General features: G+C 74.2%; 6 protein-coding genes, 1 tRNA gene and 2 pseudogenes. 6 read left to right on the forward strand and 3 right to left on the reverse strand.

Annotated features, from left to right (window positions below):
- The 3 genes and pseudogenes from E1283_RS29400 to E1283_RS29410 form a co-directional block, all read left to right on the forward strand.
- A pseudogene (locus E1283_RS29400) lies at positions 1-197 on the forward strand (hypothetical protein); the annotation flags it as partial.
- A 14-nt stretch (positions 198-211) separates the two neighbouring features.
- Positions 212-285, forward strand: a tRNA-Met gene (locus E1283_RS29405).
- A gap of 76 nt (positions 286-361) precedes the next feature.
- A complete protein-coding gene (locus E1283_RS29410) occupies positions 362-1,255 on the forward strand; it encodes an acyl-CoA thioesterase (protein ID WP_132821208.1) in 894 nt (297 codons plus the stop codon).
- A 707-nt stretch (positions 1,256-1,962) separates the two neighbouring features.
- On the opposite strand, the gene E1283_RS29415 is transcribed toward E1283_RS29410, so the two are convergent.
- Positions 1,963-2,862, reverse strand: coding sequence for a helix-turn-helix transcriptional regulator (locus E1283_RS29415; protein ID WP_132821209.1), 900 nt, complete (start codon positions 2,860-2,862; stop codon positions 1,963-1,965).
- A 138-nt stretch (positions 2,863-3,000) separates the two neighbouring features.
- On the opposite strand from E1283_RS29415, the gene E1283_RS29420 reads away from it, so the two are divergent.
- Positions 3,001-3,483 carry a nuclear transport factor 2 family protein gene (locus tag E1283_RS29420; protein WP_132821210.1) on the forward strand — a complete coding sequence of 161 codons (483 nt, stop codon included), beginning with the start codon at positions 3,001-3,003 and terminating at the stop codon, positions 3,481-3,483.
- 13 nt (positions 3,484-3,496) lie between these two features.
- Here E1283_RS29420 and E1283_RS29425 read toward each other — a convergent pair.
- Positions 3,497-4,113, reverse strand: a pseudogene (locus E1283_RS29425) (histidine phosphatase family protein).
- A gap of 166 nt (positions 4,114-4,279) precedes the next feature.
- Between E1283_RS29425 and E1283_RS40030 the strand changes: the two are divergent.
- Positions 4,280-5,311: a VanZ family protein gene (locus tag E1283_RS40030; protein WP_207930571.1), complete on the forward strand. Its 1,032-nt coding sequence runs from the start codon at positions 4,280-4,282 to the stop codon at positions 5,309-5,311.
- Here the strand turns inward: E1283_RS40030 and E1283_RS29435 are convergent.
- Complete coding sequence (locus tag E1283_RS29435) at positions 5,291-6,085, reverse strand: phosphatase (protein ID WP_132821211.1); 795 nt, start codon at positions 6,083-6,085, stop codon at positions 5,291-5,293. The two genes, E1283_RS40030 and E1283_RS29435, sit on opposite strands and share 21 nt — an antisense overlap.
- Positions 6,086-6,274: 189 nt before the next feature.
- Between E1283_RS29435 and E1283_RS29440 the strand changes: the two genes are divergently transcribed.
- A partial coding sequence (locus E1283_RS29440) for a hypothetical protein (protein WP_207930572.1) occupies positions 6,275-6,460 on the forward strand: 186 nt, incomplete at its 3' end.

Below are 6,460 nucleotides of genomic sequence, written 5' to 3' on the forward strand. Positions count from 1 at the left end.
CCCACCACCCCCACCAGCACCTCGTCTGCTCCGGCTGCGGCGAGATGCGGGACGTGCGGCTCGCCGGCGACCCCATGCGGGCGCTGCCGGAGGGGGAGCGGTTCGGCTTCACGGTCTCGGAGGTCACCGTGACGTACTACGGGCGCTGCCCCGCGTGCGGTGGCGGCGATTTGCGGGAAGCGCCGGCCGCGGACTAAGGTGGAGAACACGACGCGGGGTGGAGCAGCTCGGTAGCTCGCTGGGCTCATAACCCAGAGGTCGCAGGTTCAAATCCTGTCCCCGCTACTGAACACGAAGGCCCGGATCCCTCGGATCCGGGCCTTCGTGCTGCGCGCCCGCGGCGGCGGGGGAGAATCGGTTCATGGACGCTACTCTCCAGTATCTTCTGGATCTGCTGGACCTGGAGCCGATAGAGCGGGACATATTCCGGGGCGCCAGCCATGACTGGGTGGTGCCCCGGGTCTTCGGTGGCCAGGTCGCGGCACAGGCGCTCGTCGCCGCCTGCCGGACCGTGCCGGAGGAGCGACTCCCGCACTCCCTCCACTCCTACTTCCTGCGCCCGGGCGATCCCGGCGCGCCCATCGTCTACACCGTCGACCGGATCAGGGACGGCCAGTCGTTCGCGACCCGCCGGGTCGTCGCGGTCCAGCACGGGCAGGCGATCTTCCATCTCTCGGCCTCCTTCCAGCGTCCGGAGGACGGTCTCGAACACCAGGTGCCGATGCCGCCGGCGCCGGACCCCGAGACGTTGCCCGCGGCCGACGAGCTGCTGCCGCGCCACGCCGACCTCTTCTGGGACGCCGCCGTCGTCGACCTGCTGCTCGAGGCGCGGCGCGCGGTCGACCTGCGGTACGTCACGGATCCGCCGTTCGCCACGGCCGGCCGGCCGCGCGAGCCACGTTCCCAGGTGTGGTTCCGGATCAACGGCAAGCTGGACGGCGACCACGACACCCCGGTGACGCACCTGTGCCTCGGCACGTACGTCTCCGACATGACGCTGCTCGACTCGGTACTGCTCGCACACGGCCGGGGCGGCTGGATGGTGGGCGACGTCGTCGGCGCCAGCCTCGACCACGCCATGTGGTTCCACCGGCCGTTCCGGGCCGACGAGTGGCTGCTCTACGACACGGACTCGCCCACCTCCCAGGGCGGCCGCGGCCTGGCCCACGGCCGGATCTTCACCGCCGACGGGCGACTCGCGGTCACGGTGATGCAGGAGGGTCTGATGCGGGTCCCTCGGGCCGGGCGGGCCTGACCGACGGCCCTGGGCCCCGGGTGGTCGCGGTCCCTTCCGGGGCCTGCGGCCCCGGTCCCCGCGCTTGCTGTGCGGGCCGGCGTCTGCCGTGTCGGGCTTCCCTCCCGGGCTTGCGGCCCGGACCCGCTTCGCCGCGTGTGCCGGGCTGGGTGGGCCGGTGCTCGTGGTGTTCCCCGGGCCTGCGGCGCCAGTCTCCGCGAGGTGTGGTGTGCCGGGGCTCGGGTGACCGGGTTCTGGGCGTCCGCTCGTGCGTGTGTCGGGCATGCGGCCCGGTCAGCGCGGCCCTTCGGGCCGGTTGGCCGGGGCCGTTGCGGGGCCTGCGGATCCGTGCCGGACTCTCGGGCCTATGGCCCTGGGGCCGCTGCGTGTGCCGGCTGTCGCGCCGGGCCGTGCCCCTTCGTGGGGCCTGCGGCTCCGTGCCGTGCTGGGCCTGGCGGCCCGCGCCGCGGCCCGGGCTCTGTGGGCCTGGCCTCCTTCCGGAGCCTGCGGTCCGGGTGCATGTGCCGGGCCGGTGGCTGCGCTGGTCCCCTGGACCCAGCGGCCTTGGCCGCCCGCCGTCTGGTGGGCGCCGGCCCGGTGCCGCCCCGCGCAGCCGGGAGCAGGGCCGCGGGCCCCCGCAGCGGCCCCGGCCCACCGGCCCGAGGGGCCGCACGGCGCGGCGGTCACCGGTCCGCACACCCCGGCAGGGACCGGCGGTCCGAGCCTCGCTACAGCGGGGCAGCCGGGGGCCTCGGGGGCCAGCCCCGCGGCCCCGACCGGTCCGCCGGGCCGGTCGGGTCGGCCCGGCCGGCCAGGCCGGCGTGGAGCGTGCCCAGGAGGGTCAGGTTGTGGGCGCTCGGGCTGCCCTGCGGCGCGTGGTAGACGACGAGTTGTTGGCCGGGGGCCGCGCGGACGTCGAAGGTCTGGTAGCTCAGCGACAGCGCGCCCACCTCGGGGTGGGTGAGCTCCTTGTCGCCCTCGCTCTTGCTGTGCACGACGTGGGTGCGCCACAGCGCGGCGAACTCGTCGCTGCGCGCCAGCAGCGTGTCCACCACCTCCCGCAGCCTGGGCAGGTCAGGGGCCTGGCCGGCGCCGTGTCGGAGGCTCGCCACGGTGGTCGCGGCCACCTCGGGCCAGCGGCGGTGGAACGAGCGGGCGGCCGGGTCGAGGAAGGTCATCAGCGCCAGGTTGTCCACCTGCCGGAACGGCGAGAACAGGGCGCGGGCGAGCGCGTTGGCGGCGAGGAAGTCGAGTGCCGTGTCGACGACGAAGGCCGGCGTGTGGGCGTAGCCGTCGAGCAGTTCCCGCAGCCGGGGCGAGACGCGCCGCTCGGCGGGGGCACCGCCCGGGGCCCGGGGCGTGCCGGCCAGCCGGTGGAGGTGGTCGTGCGCCTCGGCGTCCAGGCGGAACGCGGTGGCGAGCGCCGTCAGCACCTGTGGTGAGGGGTGACGCTCGCGGCCCTGTTCGAGGCGGGCGTAGTAGTCGCCGTTCACGCCGGCGAGGACGGCCACCTCCTCGCGTCGCAGCCCGGGGACCCGGCGGCGCCCGTACGAGGGCAGCCCGACGTCCTCGGGGCTCAGGCGGGCGCGCCTGGCTCGGAGGAATTCGCCGAGGGCGTTGTCGCTCATGGCCTCACGGTAGCCGCGGGGCCCGGCGCGCTGCCTGGGTGCGTCGCGTCCAGGCACGGCTCTGCCTGGTCGTCCCGCCGTGCCCCGCCCAGGATCGACGCCACGAGCCGAGCGGGAACGAGAGGAGACGGTCACGTGATGTCGGAACCGAGTGGGCGGGAAGCGCTGGCGGAACGGGTGCGGGCCCTGGAGGACGACCGCGATCTGCGGGCGTTGCTGGTCCGGGGCTGGCGCGCGTTGGACGCCGGGGACTGGGACACCTGGATCGACTGCTGGACGCCGGACGCCGTCCTGGAGTTCGGGCCCTGGCGGGAGATCCGTGGTCGGGACGCGATCCGCGACACCGTGCGGGAGGCGGAGTCCGGCTACGCCACCATGCAGCACCACATCCTCAACGTGGCGTTCGAGGTGCGCGGCGACCGGGCGAGCGGCATCGGCTACATGTGGTTCGTCGCCGTCCCCGAGCCGGGGATGCGGGCCACGCCGTACGCGATGGGCGGCCCGTACGACTGGGAGTTCGTCCGGACCGCCGCCGGCTGGCGGTTGGCCAGGCAGCGGCTCGGCGTCTGGTGGGAGACGGGTGAGGACCCGACGGGCGCGTTCGACGGCGACGCCGGCTGACCACGGGCCTCGGCTACCGCGGGGCGGCGTCGACGGGGTGGCCCTCCCAGGTGTCCACGCGCCAGCCCTCGGCGGGAGAGCCGTCGAGGGCCACGACCCCCGTGTTCCGCAGCTTGTGGGCGGCGGCGAAGGCCACGTCGACGTTCTCCGCCCGGGCGGCCACCCACATCCGGATGACGGCGCCGTGGCTCACCAGGGCCACGGTCCCCACCCCGGAGCGCGCGGCCTCGTCGACGACGGCGTCGAAACGCCCCAGCGCCTCCACGCCGTTCTCCCCGCCCGGCATCCGGAGCCCGGTGTTCCCCGCCGACCAGGCGAAGGCGGTGTCCTCGTAGGTCTCGATGGCCTCGTCGTCGCCCCGCATCTCCAGGTCTCCGGCGGCCAGCTCCCGGATGCCGTCCCGCACCTCGACCGGCAGTCCGGTGCTGGCGGCCAGCGGTGCCGCGGTGAGCTGTGTGCGGACCAGGGTGGACGCGTAGAGCGCGCCGATCCGCTCCGCCGCGAGGGCCTCGGGGAGGGCGGCGGCCTGCTGCTGTCCCAGGGGGTCAGCGCCGGCCCCGGTTCTCCGGTGTCCAGGAGGTGCTTGAGGTTGGAGGGGGTCTGGCCGTGGCGTATCAGCAGCAAGCGCATGGGAACGGGGTGTCTCCAGAAGTTCGGTCGCGGACCTCCCACTGTGCCATCCCGTCACTCCGCCACGTCCTGCCACGTGCTGCCACGTCCGCGCCGCGGCGTGCGCGCGGCCCGGGCGGGTAGACGCCGGTCAACGAATCCGGTCGTCGACCGAAGGAGTGTGGCGATGTCCAGCAAGCCGATGCCCGCCGGGCCGCCGGCGGTGACCAGGATGCCGGTGTTGCAGCGTGATTCCTGGGCCGCCTCGTTCGCCAGGACGGTCGTGCTGTTCCTCGCCCTGCTGTGCATGGTCGCCTTCGCGGTGGCCCTGGCTCGGGTGACCCTGGTGCCCTCGCCCGCCTCCACCGAGTTGATCCACACCAACCTGGAGCCCGGCTCCTCGATCCGCGCCTACCTCGACCAGCCCGACCGGTTCGCCACGCTCCAACAGATCGGCGGGAACGTCCTGCTCGGGGTGCCGTTCGGGGTGCTGCTGCCGATGCTCTTCCCGCGTATCCGAGGGCTGCTGCGGGTGCCGGCGTTCACCGCCCTGGTGATGGTGATGGTGGAGACCGCGCAGGGGCTGATCGTCGAGGGCCGGGCCTTCGACGTCGACGACGTGATCCTCAACACCTCGGGCGCCCTGGTCGGCTATCTGCTGGTCGGTCGGTGGCTCGGCCGCGCGCTCCACCCGCGCCGCCACCACTGGTGGCACCGCTGGACCCGGGACCGCACGGACGACCTTCCCGAGGCGGCCCCGGCTCCGGCCGCCGAGGACCGGCCGGTTCCGGAGGGCGCGGAGCGGAGCGGGTCCGCGACGGCCACCGCCGCGACGGCCGCCGCAGCGACGGCCGCCGCAGCGAAGGGCGCCGCAGCGAAGGGCGCGGCCGCGAAGGGCGCCGCGTCCAAGGCCGCAGTGCCCAAGGCGGCGGCGGACAAGGCAGCGGCGGACAAGCCCACCGCCGGGAAGCGCACGGCGAAGAAGGCCGCGGGCAAGACCGCGACGAAGCGGTCCGCGGCCAAGAAGACCGCCACGAAGAAGACCGCTGCCAAGAAGGCGGCCACGAAGAAGGCGGCCACGAAGAAGGCCGCCGCCAAGAAGGCTGTCGGCGGGAAGGCGGCCGCCGAGAAGAGTGCTCCGCGCAAGCCGGACGTGCGGCGTGACGGCGCCGACGGCGACGGCGCCGCCCGCCGGGGCTCAGGCGGCGGAGAGTCCTGACGCGTCCAGCAGGTAGGCGACGAGCGGTTCGTAGAAGCGCGGGCTGACGACGTAGTCGTCGAGCGGCACGCACACCGTGAGCGTGCCTTCGGCCTCGCCGAGGAAGAGCGCGGGGTCGTTGCTGTCGGCGTAGCCGATGGTGTCGATGCCGCGCTCGGCGGCGCAGCCGGCCCAGCCGTGGTCGGCGATCACCAGGTCGGGCAGGGGTTCGCCCTCCTGCGGGAGCGCGTCCAGGATCTCGGCCATCGGCCGGGGGGAGTGGGTGTGCCAGAGCGAGGCGCCGCGCTCGTAGACGGCGACCCCGGCGAACTGGGCGATCCGGCCCTCGTCGGCGCTGAGGCCGAGCGGCACCTTGACCAGGTCGCAGCCGGCGGCCGCGAGCGCGGCGGCGGTGCGGGCGTGTACGTCGAGCAGTCCGCCGGGGTGGCCGGTGGCCACCAGCACCCGCTGCCGGTCGGCGACGGCCTTGCGCAGCAGTGGTACGGCCCGGTCCAGGGCGTCCACGGTGAGCTCGGGGTCTATGGTGTCCTGTCCCTGCCGGTGCTGCGGGTCCTCGTCCACGCCGCACCGCTCGGCCATCACCGCCAGCACGTCCTGCTCGTCGGACCAGCGGTCGCCGAGTTCGAGGCCGAGCCAGAAGTAGCGGTTGCCGTTGGCCAACTCCCGGTAGTGGGAGAGGTTGTTCTCCCTGGGGGTGGCGACCTCGCCCGCGATCCGGGTCTGTAGGAGATGTTCGATCAGTTCCGAGCGGGAGGGGGCGGGGGAGGTCGACATACGGCCAGTATCGCCCGCCGGGTGAACTTCCGGTGGCTGCGTCGCCGACCTGTGATCTCTCGGTGCGGGTCCGTCGTTCGATGTAGGCCGGGCGCCGATGATCATCCCGTCGGGCGAGGTGGGAGTGGGGGGTTCGGGCCTAGCGTCGAGGGTGTCGGCTATCGGACGTTCGAAAGGGGGCGAGGGGCGATGGGGTCTGGCACGGCACGGATGGTCGAGGGGGGCGTGCTGCTGGTGGGCGGCGGCCTGCTCCGGTTCCTCGGCGGTGACCTGGAGCTCGGCTGGTTCGAGGGAGCCCCGCTCGGCCTGGCCCTGATGGTGATAGGCGGCCTGCAACTGCTGGAGGGCGGTTGGCGGTTGCGGCGAGGGCGGGGG

Source organism: Streptomyces hainanensis (assembly GCF_004348415.1).
GTDB lineage: Bacteria > Actinomycetota > Actinomycetes > Streptomycetales > Streptomycetaceae > Streptomyces > Streptomyces hainanensis.